Origin of the sequence: Flavobacterium sp. N1719, assembly GCF_025947045.1 — a bacterium.
GTDB classification, from domain to species: domain Bacteria; phylum Bacteroidota; class Bacteroidia; order Flavobacteriales; family Flavobacteriaceae; genus Flavobacterium; species Flavobacterium stagni.
Genome location: NZ_CP109993.1, coordinates 2497823 through 2515611 on the forward strand (window position 1 = coordinate 2497823; position 17789 = coordinate 2515611).

The 17789-nt window shown below is 36.9% G+C and carries 16 protein-coding genes and 1 tRNA gene; 13 read left to right on the top strand and 4 right to left on the bottom strand.

Translation table 11 applies throughout. From position 1 onward, the window contains the following. Positions 1-25: 25 nt before the first annotated feature. Positions 26-1693 (top strand): putative transporter, encoded by a 1668-nt coding sequence (locus tag OLM45_RS10675; RefSeq protein WP_264510009.1) that lies wholly within the window; start codon positions 26-28, stop codon positions 1691-1693. Positions 1694-1762: 69 nt separating this feature from the next. On the opposite strand, the gene OLM45_RS10680 is transcribed toward OLM45_RS10675, so the two are convergent. After that, positions 1763-2215, bottom strand: a complete 453-nt coding sequence (locus OLM45_RS10680) for an Lrp/AsnC family transcriptional regulator (RefSeq protein WP_264510011.1) — start codon at positions 2213-2215, stop codon at positions 1763-1765. Positions 2216-2380: 165 nt separating this feature from the next. Here OLM45_RS10680 and OLM45_RS10685 point away from each other — a divergent pair, with 165 nt between their 5' ends. After that, positions 2381-3592: an aminotransferase class I/II-fold pyridoxal phosphate-dependent enzyme gene (locus OLM45_RS10685; RefSeq protein WP_264510013.1), complete on the top strand. Its 1212-nt coding sequence runs from the start codon at positions 2381-2383 to the stop codon at positions 3590-3592. A 101-nt stretch (positions 3593-3693) separates the two neighbouring features. After that, entirely contained in the window at positions 3694-4749 is a 1056-nt protein-coding gene (locus OLM45_RS10690) for a T9SS type A sorting domain-containing protein (protein ID WP_264510015.1), read from the top strand. 12 nt (positions 4750-4761) lie between these two features. Here OLM45_RS10690 and OLM45_RS10695 read toward each other — a convergent pair whose 3' ends face one another. After that, positions 4762-6693 carry an amino acid permease gene (locus tag OLM45_RS10695; RefSeq protein ID WP_264510017.1) on the bottom strand — a complete coding sequence of 644 codons (1932 nt, stop codon included), beginning with the start codon at positions 6691-6693 and terminating at the stop codon, positions 4762-4764. Between the two features lie 200 nt (positions 6694-6893). On the opposite strand from OLM45_RS10695, the gene OLM45_RS10700 reads away from it, so the two are divergent. The 9 genes from OLM45_RS10700 to ribB all read left to right on the top strand — a co-directional run bounded on the left by OLM45_RS10700 (position 6894) and on the right by ribB (position 15426). Beyond that, a complete protein-coding gene (locus OLM45_RS10700) occupies positions 6894-7532 on the top strand; it encodes a peroxiredoxin (RefSeq protein ID WP_129461043.1) in 639 nt (212 codons plus the stop codon). Between the two features lie 56 nt (positions 7533-7588). Then, a complete protein-coding gene (locus OLM45_RS10705) occupies positions 7589-7897 on the top strand; it encodes a thioredoxin family protein (RefSeq protein ID WP_264510019.1) in 309 nt (102 codons plus the stop codon). Between the two features lie 2 nt (positions 7898-7899). Then, positions 7900-8157, top strand: a complete 258-nt coding sequence (locus tag OLM45_RS10710) for a DUF6952 family protein (RefSeq protein ID WP_129461041.1) — start codon at positions 7900-7902, stop codon at positions 8155-8157. A gap of 127 nt (positions 8158-8284) precedes the next feature. Next, on the top strand, positions 8285-8785 hold the full coding sequence (gene tpx / locus OLM45_RS10715) for a thiol peroxidase (protein WP_264510021.1): 501 nt from the start codon (positions 8285-8287) through the stop codon (positions 8783-8785). A gap of 6 nt (positions 8786-8791) precedes the next feature. Continuing rightward, entirely contained in the window at positions 8792-9166 is a 375-nt protein-coding gene (locus OLM45_RS10720) for a diacylglycerol kinase family protein (RefSeq protein ID WP_264510023.1), read from the top strand. A gap of 36 nt (positions 9167-9202) precedes the next feature. Beyond that, a complete protein-coding gene (locus OLM45_RS10725; protein WP_264510025.1) occupies positions 9203-11740 on the top strand; it encodes a DNA translocase FtsK in 2538 nt (845 codons plus the stop codon). 1 nt (position 11741) lies between these two features. Continuing rightward, positions 11742-12383 carry a LolA family protein gene (locus OLM45_RS10730; RefSeq protein WP_129461037.1) on the top strand — a complete coding sequence of 214 codons (642 nt, stop codon included), beginning with the start codon at positions 11742-11744 and terminating at the stop codon, positions 12381-12383. Positions 12384-12388: 5 nt separating this feature from the next. Continuing rightward, positions 12389-14293, top strand: coding sequence for an LptF/LptG family permease (locus OLM45_RS10735; protein ID WP_319799974.1), 1905 nt, complete (start codon positions 12389-12391; stop codon positions 14291-14293). Positions 14294-14295: 2 nt separating this feature from the next. Further along, positions 14296-15426, top strand: a complete 1131-nt coding sequence (ribB, locus tag OLM45_RS10740) for a 3,4-dihydroxy-2-butanone-4-phosphate synthase (protein WP_264510027.1) — start codon at positions 14296-14298, stop codon at positions 15424-15426. A gap of 56 nt (positions 15427-15482) precedes the next feature. On the opposite strand, the gene OLM45_RS10745 is transcribed toward ribB, so the two are convergent. Beyond that, positions 15483-15567: transfer RNA gene (locus tag OLM45_RS10745), tRNA-Ser, on the bottom strand. Between the two features lie 825 nt (positions 15568-16392). Beyond that, positions 16393-17025 carry a response regulator transcription factor gene (locus OLM45_RS10750; protein ID WP_264510029.1) on the bottom strand — a complete coding sequence of 211 codons (633 nt, stop codon included), beginning with the start codon at positions 17023-17025 and terminating at the stop codon, positions 16393-16395. A 327-nt stretch (positions 17026-17352) separates the two neighbouring features. Here OLM45_RS10750 and OLM45_RS10755 point away from each other — a divergent pair, with 327 nt between their 5' ends. Further along, a complete protein-coding gene (locus OLM45_RS10755; protein ID WP_264510031.1) occupies positions 17353-17787 on the top strand; it encodes a hypothetical protein in 435 nt (144 codons plus the stop codon). The last annotated feature ends 2 nt before the right edge of the window (positions 17788-17789 follow it).

Genomic DNA, 17789 nt, shown 5'->3' on the forward strand with positions numbered 1-17789 from the left:
AAAACAACCCTTTACACACCGAGCCATGGACTGGATAACCACCTTACTGACCCAACCTTCATTTGCCAACACCTTAATCCTTTTCGGTTTGGTTATCGCCCTCGGCATTAGTTTGGGCAAAGTCAAATTCTTCGGTATTTCGCTCGGTGTGACATGGGTATTATTCATCGGATTGGCGTTTTCTTTCGCGGGTGTCGTCGTAGAAAATGAAATTCGGGAATTCTTGAAAGACTTCGGACTCGTCCTTTTTGTTTACACCCTAGGACTACAAGTCGGACCGGGTTTCTTTGCCTCTTTGAATCGAAATGCATTGACCAATAATGTTTTGGCGGCCCTAATGGTGAGTTTGGGTTTGGTCATTACGCTATTGTTTTATTTCACTACCACCTACTCTATTGGTGAGATGAGTGGCGTGATGAGTGGAGCAGTTACTAATACGCCGGGATTAGCCGCAGCACAAACCACGCTGAGCAATATCCATGGCGGCACAGCCGACAATTCAACGGTAACACTGGCCTATGCTGTGGCCTATCCCTTTGGCGTATTTGGTATTATTGCAGCCATGTTGGTGCTAAAGAAACTATTCAAAGTTAACATTGAAAAAGAAACTGAATTGCAAAACAAGTTGCAACAATTACGGGAAAACCGTGTCATTTCCAAACACCTGCAGTTGGACAACCAACAATTGATTGGTAAAACCTTGTCGCAAATTTTTGAGATAATCAAAACTCCAATAGTGGTTTCCCGCATGTTTCATCATGGAGAAATCATCACTCCTACTCCGAAAACGGTTTTGGCCAATGGCGATGTACTGTTGATTGTTGCTCCCAAAACGACATTTGACCAATTGCATTTATTGATTGGTGCTGAAAGTTCGATGAACCTTAAAACTGCAATTGACAGCAACTTAATCAGCCAACATTTTGTGGTAACTAATAAGGCGATTACCCACCATCGATTGGGTGATATTGCGGAATTACACCAACATGATTTTACGTTTACACGCTTGAATCGCGCCGGTACACAATTGGTTCCCAATGGAAATATCGTTCTACAATTGGGCGATACCCTAAAAGTGGTGGGGACAGCCGAGGGATTGGAACAAGCAACCAAAATTTTGGGAAATTCTGTCAAACGTTTGGAAGTGCCCGACTTGGCTCCTATATTCATTGGTATCGTGCTCGGACTCATTGTGGGTAGTATTCCGCTTCAAATTCCGAGTATCCCTGTTCCCGTAAAAATAGGTCTTGCAGGCGGACCTTTACTTGTAGCTCTTTTATTGAGTCGGTTTGGAAATCAAATGTATTTGAACAATTACACCACGCACAGTGCCAATTTGATGCTGCGGGAATTGGGGATTTCCTTTTTCTTGGCCAGTGTCGGATTAGGTAGTGGAGCGCAATTGGCCACTGCATTTACGGGAAGTACCGGATTTTATTGGATTGGAATGGGACTTGTTATCACCTTAATTCCGCTATTAATTACGGGTTGGTTGGCTAAAAAAGTATTCAAGAAAAACTTTTTCGAAGTCATGGGCTTGATGGCAGGCGCTTCCACTGACCCACCGGCATTGGCTTTTGCTTTGAAAATTGCAGGAAACGATACGCCTTCTGCAACGTATGCCACGGTATATCCCTTAACTATGATTTTACGAATTATTGGAGCGCAATTGTTGATTTTGTTTTTTTCATAGTTTAAATACTCTATAAAATGTAAAGTGAAGAATTCATAACAATCAATTAAAATTTGATTTACTAAGGCGTTACATTTCATACGCCGTACTGTTTTTTATTTCCCCAATCATAAACGAACTGTGGGTACTACCGATATGCTGTAATCCCGTGAGTTTGGTCACCATAAAATCGCGGTACGCTTCCATATCTTTTACAGCTATTTTCAGAATATAGTCGTAATCGCCGCTCACGTGAAAACATTCCAACACTTCGGGTAATTTAATGACTTCGGCTTCAAACCGCACCAAGTAATCTTTGGTGTGTTGGACCAATTTGATGTGACAAAACACGATAAACGCTTTTTCAATTTTATTGCGATCAATCAAAGCCACATAGTTTTTGATCACCCCTTCCCGTTCCAATTTTCGGATGCGTTCATAGACCGCGGTAACGGACATTTGAAGTTTCAGTGCCAATTCTTTATTGGTCATTCGGGCATCATTTTGCACTAACCCTAACAGTTTTTTATCAATTGTATCCATGGGAGGTTTTTCTAAGAAAAGATTGTAATTGTAACAAATTTAGACTTATAATCTATATTATTTAGTTTTTATAGATTTATTTTCTAAAAATAAAAATAATACTTGAAAAATAAAATGCAATAGTTGAATTTTGAAGAAACAAACAAATTCAATTTTACTATCCCTATGCAAAATCCTTTTGATTTTAAACCGGCGGATCAAATTCAAGATTTACAATATTTTGGCGAATTTGGCGGAGTAAACCCTTCCATTTCAGATTCATCCACCTATACTTTTTTATCGGCAAAAACAATGTTTGATACCTTTGAAGGCAATGCCGAAGGCTGTTATTTGTATTCGCGTCACTCCTCCCCCATGAACCTCTATTTGGGTCAGGCCCTTGCCGCTCTTGAAGGAACCGAAGCGGCCAATGTCACAGCTTCGGGTATGGGAGCGATTACTTCGGTATTGATGCAATTGTGTGCCAGTGGCGATGAGATTGTGTCGAGTCGGACTATTTATGGCGGTACCTATGCGTTCATGAAAAACATGTTGCCAAAATGGAAAATCGCCACTCGCTTTGTAGACATTACCAAATTGGAAGTTGTTGAAGCTGCGATTACTCCCAATACAAAAGTATTGTATTGTGAAACGGTGAGCAATCCGTTATTGGAGGTAGCGGACATTCAAGGTTTGGCACAATTAGCCAAAAAATACAACCTAAAATTGGTGGTAGACAATACCTTTTCACCTTTACAAGTTGCACCCGTAAAATTGGGCGCTGATGTCGTGATCCACAGTTTGACAAAATTCATAAACGGAAGTTCAGACACGGTAGGTGGTGTGATTTGTGGTACCCAACAATTCATTGATGATTTGCGCAATGTTAATGATGGAGCTTGTATGTTACTAGGTCCGACGATGGATAGTTTCCGTTCGGCATCCATTTTAAAAAACCTACGTACGTTACATATCCGCATGAAACAACACAGTTACAATGCGGCCTATTTGGCGTCTCGTTTTGAAAAAGACGGCTTAAAAGTGGTCTACCCAGGATTGGAAAGTCATCCCAGTCATACGATTTTATCCCGCCAAATGAATCACGAATACGGTTATGGCGGCATGATGACTTTGGATGTGGGTTCGCTGGACCGTGCTAATGCCTTAATGGAATTAATGCAACACAATAATTTAGGCTATTTGGCGGTAAGTCTTGGTTTTTACAAAACCTTATTTAGTGCGCCGGGAACCTCGACTTCGAGTGAAATTCCGATGGACGAACAACAAGAAATGGGATTGACCGATGGCTTAATTCGTTTTTCAATTGGTTTGGATAATGATATAGAACGTACCTACGAAAAAATGACCGATTGTATGCGTCAACTCGGTATACTTTAGTTTTTATTTTTAAGTTTTTAGTTGAAAATCCATGCTCGAAAGTGTATGGATTTTTTTTGTTTGCAAAAATATACTACTTTTATACTCCTAAAAGCTTGATTATGAAACAAAAATTACTCCTATCCGCCTTATTTATAAGCCTTTTTTCATTCGGTCAAATTATCAATTTTCCAGATGCCAATTTAAAAGCGAAATTATTAAGTCCAAACACCGCTAGTTATTATAATCCAAACTACACCAGTATTAACTTAGATAGTAATGGAGATGGCGAAATTGAAGTTAGTGAAACATTGTTAGCTGAAAGAATCAATATAGCAAACAGTAATATTAGCTCTTTAGAGGGATTGGAGTATTTCCCCAATTTGAAAAATATAGAAACTCATGGTAATCCTATTCCAACCAACAGCTTGATGGCACTCACTCAAATCAAAGAAGTTTGGTTGGGCTCAAACGGCTGGACAATGATTGACAGTAGTGTTATTCCTCAAAATGTAACTTTTTTAAGGGTTGATTTTGATACTACGATTAATCAGTTTTGTCCCAATTCATTAACACAATTAAAAAGCATTTCACTTCAAAATTATCCATTTGCTGACTTAAATTTATGCAATACTGCTGTAAAAGCATTAATTATAAGTACTGCCCCTAACCTTACAACTATTAATTTAAAAAACAATCATCTAACTCCCCAGTATATAACTAGTGTAACATACCGTAACACTGTTGTTTCAATACCGCCCTTAATACCCCTACCTGCTATTATGATTAATTGTGTTTCCACAAATCAACTCACAATTTATGTAGATGCTGGTGAAATTTCTGAAATAAATTCAGGATTAATATATAATTCATATCAATTAGACACCAACGTAACACCTTGTGACACCAGTGTAACCTGCGCCAATGCGTTAACAACTCCTTCTTTTGATTATTTCACAACGTATCCCAATCCTGTGGAAACTACGATGACTCTAGGCAATACGTTCAATAAAAATATTGATCAGCTAACCGTATTCGCTCTCGATGGGAAAGTCGTATACCAACAAAGCAACATTGCTCAAGAGATAGATATGAGTTCACTCTTTTCCGGACTTTATCTACTTAAAATTGAATGCAACGACGGGAGTGTTTACACTAAAAAAATCTTGAAGAAATAGGATTTAGATACCCTAACTCAACGGAGTGTTTTCGTTTAACTTACTGTTTTTATAACTAAAGCCAAAGTAAATCGTTAAGCCTACCAACAACCAAATTGTGAAATAGATCCAGTTCCATACACTGAGTTCCGCCATCATGTACAAGCAACTCACCAACCCGAGTAACGGAATCAACGACAAATTCTTTTGGTAAGCCCAAGCCGCTAATCCAAATAAAGTCACGATGAAAATCCACATCGGGATTTTGTGTTGGAATAATGCAAATCCGGCTTCGTATTTCAAACTTTGATCAATAGGTAGTTCATCAACTAAAGAATGATAGGCTTTTGGGTCTTTTTGGTATTCACTTAATGTAGCTTCCAAATCAACCTTAGTGTCTTTGATCATTTTCAAATCATAAAGATAGTTAGTTACCGCTTTGGCTTCCTCTTTACTCAAAGAAGTAACCAAGGTAGCCGCATCATTTAATTTGGGTTTATTGGTTACAAAATCGGCCACATTTTGAGGGAAAAATTTCAAGGCACAAACCATCCCAATTAGCAATACTACTGGGAAAATATATTTGGCATTAACATAAGGTGTTTTAAATTTTCCGCGCGGCACATCGGGTTTATTTTGCAAAACCAAGACTCCGGCACACACCAAAACAAATGCGAATAACGTACCAATACTACATAAATCCGTCACCATCGTTAAATTAAGGAAAAGTGCTGGAATAGCGACTACAAATCCGGTGACTATAGTCGCATACGAAGGCGTTTTATATTTAGGATGAACTTTGGAATAGCGTTTTGGTAAAAGTCCGTCCCGACTCATACTCATCCATATTCGGGGTTGTCCCATTTGAAAAACCAATAACACACTGGCCATCGCAACCACGGCACTTACCGCGATAATTCCCGACATCCATTTTAGATCCAATTTATCAAACACAAAAGCTAAAGGATCACCAACATTCAAACTTTCATACGATACCATACCCGTTAAAACAAGAGCGATGATGATATAAAGTAAAGTACAAATAATGATAGCCCACATCATCCCTTTGGGTAAATCGCGCTGTGGATCTTTACATTCTTCTGCGGTGGTTGAAATCGCATCAAATCCGATATACGCAAAGAAAACGGCTGATACGCCTTTTAAAATTCCGGTGACTCCATTGGGTGCAAACGGACTCCAATTATCGGTATCTACATAAAACACACCCACTGCAATCACCAATAAGATTATACACAATTTCACGACCACCATTAAATTACTGGCATTTCGGGATTCTTTCATGCCACGGTACACCAAAAAGGTAATGATAATGATAATGAGAAGTGCTGGTAAATCGGCCACCAAATGAAATCCACCCAATGTGGGAGCTGTTGTCCATGCGGTATAGGCCGCTTGTACGCTTTCGCTTAAATTCTCAAAGGTTTTACCACTATGCATGAGCGCAGTAGCTTCATCAAATCCTTTAGAGGCTGTCAAATAATCCATTTGAATCCATTGGGGAAGGTGAATGCCGCCGCTCTCTAGGAGTCCGGTAAAATAGTCACTCCATGAAATGGCTACCGTGATGTTACCAATGGCATATTCCATGATTAAAGCCCAACCGATAATCCAGGCTACGATTTCACCAAAAGCCACATAGGAATAGGTATAAGCACTCCCTGAAACGGGAACCATAGAAGCAAATTCTGCATAGGCAAAGGCGGCAAAGCTACAAGCAACCGCAGTAAATAGAAATAAAAAGATGACGGCAGGGCCACCGTCAGCACTCGCTTTTCCAATGGTACTGAAGATTCCAGCTCCAATAATGGCTGCAATTCCAAAAGCGGTTAAATCTCTGGCGGTAAGATGTTTTCCCAAGGCATGATGTCCGTCGGCTTCATTTTTTGCGACTTGCTTTAAAATATCATGTACCGATTTCTTTCGAAATAAATTGGAAAATTTCATACGCTTTACTGCATTATAATTGAGAAAAACAAATATAAACTTTTATTTGAATGATTTGAAGTACCGACAAACGGTTATTGAATAGTCAAAAACTATTCTGTAATAAAAACTAATAATAAAAATTAATAGAATCACGCTTAAGTTGTCTGTATTTTTGCAGTGTTAAAAAAAATCAATTACTAATTTAATACACAATACACATGTCATTAGTTGGAAAAAAATTCCCAAACATTACAGTAGACGCCATCTCTTTCATGGGCGATAATTTACGCATCAACGTTTTAGACGAAGCGGTAAAAAACAATAAAAAAGTATTGCTTTTCTGGTACCCAAAAGATTTCACCTTTGTTTGTCCAACAGAATTACATGCTTTTCAAGCGGCTTTAGAAGAATTTGAAGCTCGTAATACAATGGTAATTGGAGCTTCTTGTGATACGAATGAAGTACACTTTGCTTGGTTAAACACCGCCAAAAACAATGGCGGTATCGAAGGTGTAACGTATCCTTTATTAGCCGATACTACTCGTAACTTATCTTCTACTTTAGGGATTTTAGATATTGAAGCGGGTGAATACAACGAAGATACCGATTCAATCTTGTTAGAAGGTTCAAATGTTACTTACCGTGCTACCTATTTAGTAGATGAAACCGGTAAAATTTTCCATGAAAGTGTAAACGATATGCCATTAGGACGTAATGTTCACGAATATTTACGTTTGATTGATGCTTATACGCATGTTCAAACCAAAGGAGAAGTTTGTCCAGCCAACTGGGAAAAAGGAAAAGATGCCATGAATGCGGATCGTAACAGTACTGCTTCGTATTTATCGAATCATTAATATTAGTTAGGATTTCCGTTTTTCATACATATTCCTAACGCTAAAAAGAGAAAACCATGTTTCAAGAATTAGATCAAGATAATTTAGCCGAAATTGTTGCCAATAATGAAACCGTCGTTGTACAATATGCAGCGTCTTGGTGTGGAAATTGCCGCATTATGAAGCCCAAATTCAAAATGTTGGCCAGTCAGAACGAATCCATTCCCTTTGTGGTTGTGGATGCCGAACAGTTTCCAAACTCGCGCCAATTGGCAAAAGTGGACAATCTACCCACATTTGCTACTTTTAAAAATGGCGCTTTAGTCAACCAAACCCAAACTAACAAAGCTGAAGTTTTAGCGGAGTTAGTTCAAGAAGTTGTGTAAGTATGAAACTACCTGTAATCAAACAATTAACGCAATTCATTGAGGACAATGATCAAGATTATATCGTGGAAACGATTGAAGTTTTGGAACATTTAACCGAATTGGAGTCGCTTAAGGATGAGGAACTGGATGTAATTGGCGAATTGATTTCCAATATGTACGGTGCCTTAGAAGTCCACAAAATGATCAAAGAAGGTAAGGACAAAAAAACTGCCTTAAATGATTTCATGAAACGCGTACTCGGTTCGATAGACAAATAAATTGAAGCCCTCTCCGGAGGGCTTTTTTAATGCATCTACTTCGATATAAAATCTGAAATTCAATCAAACACGTAGTTATATTCGATTTAAAAATTATATTTTTGCAACTCTAAAAACATTCAAGAAAATGGCACAAATTACATTAGGCGGGAATCCCGTACATACCTCAGGCAATTTACCCGAAGTGGGATCAAAAGCTCCAGCATTTGAATTAGTAAAAGACGATTTATCTACGGTACATCTAGCTGATTTTGCTGGAAGTAAAGTGGTTCTTAATATCTTTCCAAGTATCGATACTTCCACATGTGCAACTTCTGTTCGCACATTCAATGCTAAGGCATCAGCACTTGAAAATACAAAAGTATTATGTATTTCCCGTGATTTACCTTTTGCTCAAAAACGTTTTTGTGGAGCGGAAGGGTTAGAAAATGTCATCAACTTATCCGATTTCAAAACGGGTGCTTTTGGAAAGGACTACGGATTAGAAATTACCGATAGCGTTTTAGCCGGCTTACATTCACGTGTCGTTGTCGTATTGGATGAAAACGGTGTTGTAAAACATGCGGAACAAGTGGGTGAAATTGCAAACGAACCCAATTATGAAGCGGCTTTAGAAGCTTTAAAATAATTACACATGGAATTTCAACGCGATAAATCCTTTGTCTCTGGTCGGTTAAAAAGTTTCAAATTTGCTTTCAATGGGGCTTGGAAACTCGCCACCACAGAACACAGTGTGATGGTACAGTTAAGCATTGGAGCAATGATGACTGCTGCAGGGTTTTACTTCAAAATATCCATGACCGAATGGATGTTTCAAACCTTTGCCATCGGTTTAATTGTGGCTGTTGAAGGATTGAATACAGCCGCTGAAAAAATAGCCGACTTTATTCATCCCGAATACCATGAGAAAATTGGATTTATCAAAGATATTGCGGCAGGAGCAGTTATGTTTGCAGCACTTACAGGCGTTGCTATTGGTGCAATGATTTATGTTCCAAAATTCCTTTAATTTTTTTTGCTACTTTTATAGAAATTTAGCGTAATAATGGCCAAGAAATCAAGTAAAGAAACGCAGCCAGAAAATGGTGCGGATACATTGAAAAAATTTAAAATGAAAAGGCAATACAAATTTATTTTGGGTTGCCTTTTGGTGCTTTTTTCAGTTGCCTTATTGGTAGCATTTATTTCGTATTTTGTTAATGGACAAGAAGACCAAAGTGTAGCCAATGCATTTATTGATCGTAGCAAAGAAGCCCAAAATTGGTTGGGAAAATTTGGTGCTTGGTTAGCTGATGCGTTTATTTACAAAGGATTTGGCGCAGCCTCTTTTCTATTTGTAAAGTTATTCTTCACTACAGGTTCTTTTCTAATTCTAGACATTCCCTTACGAAAATTAAAATCGACTTGGTTTTGGGATCTTTTTGCGCTAATTGTAGTTTCTATGATTTTGGGCTTTTTTGCCAATTCCATACCCGAATTGGGCGGAACTATTGGCTATGAAACCAATACATTTATTCAAGATTATATCGGAAAAACGGGGACTTTGTTGGTCTTAATTTTCAGTGTACTTATCTATTTGATTTTCAAAATTCGACTTTCTCCCGATGGTGTAAAAGCGTTTTATGAAAAGAAAAAAGCGGACATGCAAGCGGATCTTGAAACCATTAATCCTGCAACTTCTGAATCGGCTGACACCGCTTATAACCTTGAAGAGTATGCGATTAACGATGAAGAGAACGAACCCCAACCCGATTATACGATTGAAGAAATTGTGCAACCCAAATCACAATTTGAAATTAATAAAGAAGCCTTAAAACCTACAATATCCAGTTATTCGGGAATAGATTTGAATCCGAACAAAACAGGTATAGACCCCATTCATGAACCGGATATCGAACCTGTGCTGTTGACGCCAAACGAGCCTATTGTTCCACCCGTTGCTCCTCCTCCAACGCCAGTTCAGAAAGAAATCATTAAAACCAATGATGATGCTTTTGTTATAGAAAAAGCACAAGATGAAGACGTTATTGTAGAAAACCTTGCTGCAAAATTAGTAGAGAATTTTGGTTTGTTTGATCCAACGCTCGAACTTTCTAATTATAAATTTCCGACGATTGATTTGCTCAAAGAATATGCAAGTGTTGGAATCACAATTAATCAAGAAGAATTAGAAGAAAATAAAAACCGAATTGTCGATACCTTACGCAATTATAAAATTGATATCGCACAAATCAAGGCCACTGTTGGACCTTCGGTAACGTTATACGAAATTGTTCCCGAAGCCGGTATTCGTATTTCAAAAATCAAAAGTTTAGAAGACGATATTGCCTTATCACTGTCGGCGCTTGGAATTCGTATCATTGCTCCTATCCCAGGAAAAGGAACCATTGGTATTGAAGTTCCGAATAAAAACCCAACCATGGTTCCGATGAAAACGGTAATTTCAGCTTCGCGTTTTCAAGAAGCCGAAATGGAATTGCCTATTGCTCTAGGAAAAACCATTTCCAATGAAACCTTTGTAGTTGACTTGGCAAAAATGCCCCACTTGTTGATGGCAGGAGCCACAGGTCAAGGAAAATCGGTGGGATTGAATGCTGTACTCACTTCTTTGTTGTACAAAAAACACCCAGCAGAGGTGAAATTTGTGTTGGTTGACCCCAAAAAGGTAGAATTGACTTTATTCAATAAAATTGAACGTCATTATTTGGCCAAACTTCCCGATACCGAAGATGCCATTATTACTGACAACACCAAAGTAATTAATACACTGAATTCGTTGTGTATTGAAATGGACAACCGTTACTCTTTACTCAAAGATGCAATGGTTCGAAACATTAAAGAATATAATGAAAAATTCAAAGCCCGAAAATTAAATCCAGAAAACGGCCACCGCTTCCTACCCTACATTGTTTTGGTAGTTGACGAGTTTGCCGATTTAATTATGACAGCGGGTAAAGAAGTAGAAACCCCGATTGCGCGTTTGGCCCAATTGGCGCGTGCAATTGGAATCCATTTGATAATTGCCACACAACGTCCGTCGGTGAATGTTATTACAGGGATTATTAAAGCCAACTTCCCGGCACGTATTGCGTTTCGGGTAACTTCTAAAATTGATTCAAGAACGATTTTAGACACCCAAGGTGCCGATCAATTAATAGGTCGAGGAGATTTATTATATACCAATGGTAATGATTTAGTACGGGTGCAGTGTGCCTTTGTCGATACACCTGAAGTAGACAAGATAGTCGATTTTATCGGTTCGCAAAAAGCCTATGCAACCGCTTATTTACTCCCAGAATATGTGGGCGAAGAAGGTTCTAATGTCAATCTCGAATTTGACATCTCAGAACGGGATTCTATGTTCCGTGAAGCCGCTGAAATTATTGTAACCGCTCAACAAGGTTCGGCATCATTATTGCAGCGCAAATTGAAACTGGGCTACAACCGTGCCGGTCGATTAATAGACCAATTAGAAGCTGCTGGAATTGTGGGGCCGTTTGAAGGAAGCAAAGCACGTTCGGTGAATATTCCCGACTTGGTTGCCCTTGAACATTTTTTTAATAACGAACAAAACGAAGAATAAAATGAAAAAGTTTTTAGCAGTAGTGCTGGTGGTTACGTTGGGGTTTTCTGTACAAGCACAGGATAAAAAGGCCAAAGCGTTATTGGATCAGGTTACGGCAAAAATTAAGAGTTTTGACAACATTGTCATTGATTTTAAATACACCCTAACAAACGCCAAAGAAAACATCAATCAAGAAAGTAAAGGAAATGTTACCCTACAAGGCAATAAATATGTTTTAAATTTTATGGGAGTGACGAAAATTTTTGACGGTAAAAAAACCTACACTATTGTTCCCGAAGACGAGGAAATCACCATTTCTAGCGTCAACGAAAGTGATGATAAAGCGATTACTCCCAATAAGATGTTGACGTTTTTCAACAGTGGTTATAAGTATACCTGGGATATACAGCAAAACATTAACGGGCGAAAAATTCAGATTATCAAATTGGTCCCTAATAATGCCAAGGACCAACGTAAAGAAATTCTATTAGGCATCGACACACAAACCAAAACCATCTATAATTTAATTGAGATTGGGAAAAACGGAACACGTACCACATTAACTGTTAATTCTTTTAAAACCAATCAACCGCTTTCAAAAAATCAATTTACTTTTGTGGCGAGCAAGTACCCCAAATACATGATCAATAAATTAGATTAGTTTCGGTGAAAATCATAGATCGGTATTTATTAAAATCTTTCTGGATTACATTTACTTCGGTTTTTGTAATCCTATTTTTTATTTTCATATTACAAACTGTCTGGTTGTTCATTTCTGAATTAGCCGGTAAAGATTTGGATACCTTAATGGTCATCAAATTTTTATTGTTTGCTATGCCGCGAATTGTGCCCATGGTATTGCCGCTTTCGGTGCTTTTGGCTTCGATTATGACCTTTGGAAGTTTGGCTGAAAATTATGAGTTTGCCGCCATGAAATCTTCAGGTATTTCTTTTCAGCGCTCGTTAAAATACCTTACTTATTTTATTTTAGTCCTTTCGGTTGTTTCGTTTTTCTTTGCGAATAATGTTATTCCCTACGCTGAATATAAATTCATCAATTTTAGACGAAATATTGCACAGTTAAAACCAGCTCTAGCAATTGCAGAAGGGCAATTTAGTGAGATCGGCAATTACAGCATCAAAGTGATGAAAAAACGAGGTGAAAAAGGAAATCTTTTGGAAGGGATTACCATTCACCGCACTATTCCGAATGGCGGGGGCACTACCACCGTAATCAAAGCTAAATCGGGGGAATTGGTCAGTAGCGAAGATTCCAATACCTTGAAATTGGTTTTACACGACGGTACCTATTATGAAGATGTCGCTACCAATTACGAAACCCGCAACAATATTCCCTTTGCCAAAGGTACTTTTAAACGGGATGTATTCAACATTGACTTATCCAAATTGAATCAAGAAAGTCAGAATGGGTTGGATTTAAGCAACACCTTTACGATGTTAAATATTTCTGAGTTGCGGTATACTTTAGATTCTTTAAATGCCAATTACAAAAAAGAAGCGCAATCGTATGGAGAAAACTTAGCAGCACGATCTGGGATAGTTTCCAATACTGCGGGTATGTCGAATTTTACCAAAAAAATGCCTTCGCAAGATATTTTAGCCTATTTATCGCAAAATCAAAAGGTGGATGTGTACCGATATGCCTACAGTAATGTTGAGAATATCGGATTTACAATTGACAGTTCGCTATTTGAAATGGAAGCAAAAACGAAAAACATTAATAAGCATTGGATTGCCATTTATGATAAATTCATGATTGCATTCTCTTGCATACTAATGTTTTTTATTGGTGCGCCCTTGGGTTCGATCATTCGGAAAGGCGGTATTGGATTACCTATTGTGTTTTCAGTGATTATCTTTATCATTTTCCACTTTGTCAATACGTTTGGGAAACGATTGGCACAAGAAAACGGAATTTCACCCTTTTTAGGAGTTTGGCTTTCGACATTCATCCTAATTCCGCTAGCCATTACCCTCACCTATCGTGCCATCAATGATATCGGTGGTATGGTAACTTTTGATGTGATTACGGAACCGATTCTAAAATTCTTTAAGCGCTCAAAAATTGAAGATTTAACAACGGTTTCAACACTATCGCATGAAGAATCTTTTGAAACAGAAACCGAACTAATTGATGAAGAATTATCTGTTTCAGAACTAAAACAGGTTGAAAATAAAGCGACTGCAGATGTAGTAGAACAAAGTCCTGTTAGTGAAGACATTTCTGAAATCGTTGAAGCATCCTTAGGAAATTTGAACTACGATTTAATTGTAAAGTACAATAAAATGGCGCTCAGCGTTTACTTCGGAATGGTATTACTCTGCACTGTGTTATTTTTTACATCCCATTTCTTAGTTTGGGGTGGGGCTTTGCTCCTTTTACTTGTTCTATACTTTTATGTAACTAAAATTCAGCTGCATTTAATGAAAAATGCGCCTGAAATGGAACCCGGATTAGTGATTAGTCTTTTGACGGCTTTTCCTTTTTATCCAATTCAGTTTTATTTTTTAAAAAAACAACTCAATTCTAAACTTTTGCCCAACTCTTAATTATGAGTGCTACAATACAACTAAATACAATAGAAGAAGCCATTGAAGATATCCGTCAAGGTAAAGTCATCATTGTTGTCGATGATGAAGATCGTGAAAATGAAGGCGACTTCTTAGCCGCTGCAGAAACGGTTACTCCCGAAATGATTAACTTTATGGCTACCCATGGAAGAGGATTGATTTGTGCGCCGCTTACTGAAAAACGATGTGCCGAATTGGAATTGCATTCCATGGTAAAAAATAATACGGATCACATGGAGACGGCTTTTACTGTTTCTGTAGATTTAAAAGGCCATGGCGTAACGACTGGTATTTCAGCGGCGGATCGAGCCAAAACCATTTTGGCATTGGTTAATGAAGACACTAAGCCTTTTGATTTGGCGCGTCCCGGACATATTTTCCCGTTAACGGCAAAACAAGGTGGTGTATTACGTCGCACAGGCCATACTGAAGCGGCTATTGACTTTGCCCGTTTAGCCGGATTCAAACCGGCGGGTGTGATAGTTGAAATCATGAATGAAGACGGCACCATGGCGCGTTTACCGCAATTAGTGGAAGTAGCCAAACGATTTGATTTAAAATTAGTTTCAATTGAAGCCCTTGTTGCCTATCGTATGCAACACGACAGTTTGATTCAGAAAAAAGAAGATTTTCAAGTACAAACCAAATACGGTTCGTTCCGTTTACGTGCCTATCAACAGATTACCAATAAACAAATTCATATTACTTTAACCAAAGGAAGTTGGAATAGTGGTGATTCGGTGTTGACACGTATTATTTCAAGTCCGGCCAACAGCGATGTTTTAAATGCACTCACGAGCTGTATGGATAAAAAAATGGATGATGTGTTTCAATTGATTAATAAAGAAGAAAAAGGAGCGGTTATTTTTATCAATAGTGAAAGAGATCCATCTGAGTTGTTGACGCGTATTTCAGAATTAAAACAACTACAGTCAGAGGGTAAAATGGAAGCCCCTCAAATGAAAATGGATACCAAGGATTTTGGTATTGGCGCCCAAATTTTACACGACATCGACATTTCTAAAATTCGCTTAATTACGAATAGTTTTCAAGCCAAACGTGTGGGGATGATTGGTTATGGATTGGAGATAACGGAATATGTTACGTACTAAACTAAAAATAGTATAAATAAAAAAACCGATTAGAAATCTAATCGGTTTTTTTTTTGCGGAGAAAGAGGGATTCGAACCCCCGGACCTGTTACAGTCAACAGTTTTCAAGACTGCCGCAATCGACCACTCTGCCATTTCTCCATTATGTCACATCACTGCTGCAATGCGGTTGCAAATATAATAAGCTTTTTCTGTTTTGCAAATAGAAATTCAAGGAATTTGAAAAGTTTTTTTTCAGAGTTAAATAAGTCGTTCATTATCAAAACCCTGTATTAGAAATTAAAAACCCCAAATAAAAAAAATGGGGTTTACTGTTTTAATTAAATAATAAAATAAGGAAAAATAACAATATTCGTTTAAAATTCACTTATACTATTTATGCAAATAAAAAATAAAACCTGAGTGCATCTGAAATAAATCACTCTAGAGTGTGTATGCAGATTTGGATTTTTTTCATGTTTATTCCAACTGATCAAATGTAAGCAAAACTTAATTGATTTACTGCAGTCAACTTATCACAGATGCATGCAAACCATTGGCGGGAAATGGATTAACCCAAACAATAGGATTTCTGCACTCTAAAACAGTAATCGAAAGAAAGAACGTGCCCTCTGGAATGCGCTCAGGTTATAATTTTAAATGATATCTATACAATAAGTAAACGAATTTACTTTTATGTTACTCAAAATAAAAAAAATTTGATACATAGTTTTAAATTTAGCACTTAATATCATAAATTTCAATAATTTACCCTATCATAAAAAGAATTTATAGATTCAAGTTTAAGTTTCAATTTGTAGAATTTTTACAACAATAACTTAAATTGAATGTATTTGACTATAATATCTTTTAAATGCTATTTAAAATTCTTGCTTTTTTGAGTTTACGACAAAACTTTTATTCAAAAGTAAACGAATGAATTTTTAAAAACAATACGAAAAACACTATTTTTTTTAAGGATTTTTCCTATTTAGTTTTATTGTATTGCTTGAAAAGTTCTGATAATTCGATGATATTTTGGGTTTGTGTTTTAATAAATATCCTTTTTTTATAGGTACTTATAGTAGTTGCTGCAAGTTTTAATTGCTGCGTTACTGTATTATTTGAAACACCGGAAACCAATAATTCGGCAATTTGTAATTCTCGAGAAGATAATTTAACCAGCGGACTGCTATTCTTTTTCTTAACCAATTTCAATTTGGCATTGAGCTTCATCTTTTTATCAAAATAACGCGAGCCATCAGATAATAAAAGAACTGTTTTTATGATGCTTTCAGCACTTTCTGTTTTTTCAATAACGACTGAGGCACCATACATTAATGCTTTTGCCTTTAATTCGTCATCAAACAAAGAAGAATAAACGGCAATGTTTAATTTTTTATTGAGTTTTGAAATCCTTTTGATGATTGAAAGGTTGATTCGATCTTTTTGAAATACATCAATTATTGCCAAATGAAAGTTTTCTGAACTTACTTTGTTTTCTAAGTCGAATTCACTTTCTGCAAATTGAAGTTCACATTTCAAATCTTTTCCAAATAATGCGTTGTAAGCATAATGCATTAAAGGAACAGAATCATAAATTATTATTTTTCTTTCCATACGTATATCCACGATGTCCTAGTCATCGCTTTACTTTAGAGTGCAGTGCAAAATAAATGGATTTTTATACAGTTTACAATTCCTTTCGTCGAAAAAAAAGTCGATGAACTACTCGGTAATTTTACATTTTTCATCTAATGTCTTACTTAATCTGACTTAATAAAAAATTACATATCATTTAATTAGAGATAATTCAAAAAATTAACAATACAAATTTTCATTATTTAGCCAACTATTATTACATCGAAAAAAACTGAATATTATTAACATTGTTTTAATAAATAAATCAGGTTATTTATATTTGAATTGGCGTATAAATTTATTAAAATGGAAAATTCTGCATTAATTAATAGCAAGTACATTTGGCTCTTCATTTTATTGATCCCAACTACTTTATTTTCGCAAAATTGGTATCTCAATGATGAAAATCAAAAAGGGGATGTATTTTCTAGTACAGTTGGCGCTCCACATCACTCTGGGAAATCAAGTGCCACTCCAACCAACTCACTTACCTTCATTTTTGAAAACGCAAAAAAAGGGGATACAGTATACATTGATTGTGGAAACTATCCAGAAATTAGTGCAGACGGTACAATTCTAATTCAGAAACCTGAAGGCATAAAAATAATTTTTTATTCAGATGTAGTACTTTCTAAAAAAGAAATTCCCACCAATGTTAAAGCTACAGCAGAAGAATTTTATATACTCAATGACAAACCGGTTAGTCGGGAAGAATATTTGAAAGCAAAATCTAAACTTTAATA